1 protein-coding gene is annotated in these 387 nt (G+C 68.7%); it reads left to right on the forward strand.

Translation table 11 applies throughout. The annotated features are described in order from the left end of the window. Positions 1–226: 226 nt before the first annotated feature. Positions 227–387, forward strand: a 161-nt coding sequence (locus OQ02_RS39410; RefSeq protein ID WP_033443788.1) for a helix-turn-helix domain-containing protein, incomplete at its 3' end; no start/stop codon positions are given.

A 387-nucleotide genomic window follows, 5' to 3' on the forward strand; every position in this document is an offset into this window, starting at 1 on the left:
CCTGTCCCGGGCGCACGGAACGAGACGCTCCGAGCCTCCCCCCTCGTGGCTCGGAACGCCTCGGTTCCACGCGCGGAGACCGCCTGAACAAGGCTAGTTGACTGTGCGTCAGTGTCCAATCACGGTAGCGACAGAGACCTATCGACTTATTTATAGTTGGACGGTCCTGAGGCGCAGTCAGCCGACCGCCTGAGTCGAACGGCCCCACGGCCGGGAGGGGGCGGACATGGATCTGGCCCTGCTGCGCACGTTCGTCACGGTGCACCGGGCCGGCTCCTTCACCCGGGCCGCCGCGCTCCTCGGCCTCTCCCAGCCCGCCGTCACCAGCCAGATCCGCACGCTCGAACGACAGCTCGGGCGCCCGCTCTTCCTCAGACAGGCCCGCGG

This window comes from Saccharothrix sp. NRRL B-16314 (genome assembly GCF_000716595.1).
Classification (GTDB): Bacteria; Actinomycetota; Actinomycetes; order Mycobacteriales; family Pseudonocardiaceae; genus Actinosynnema.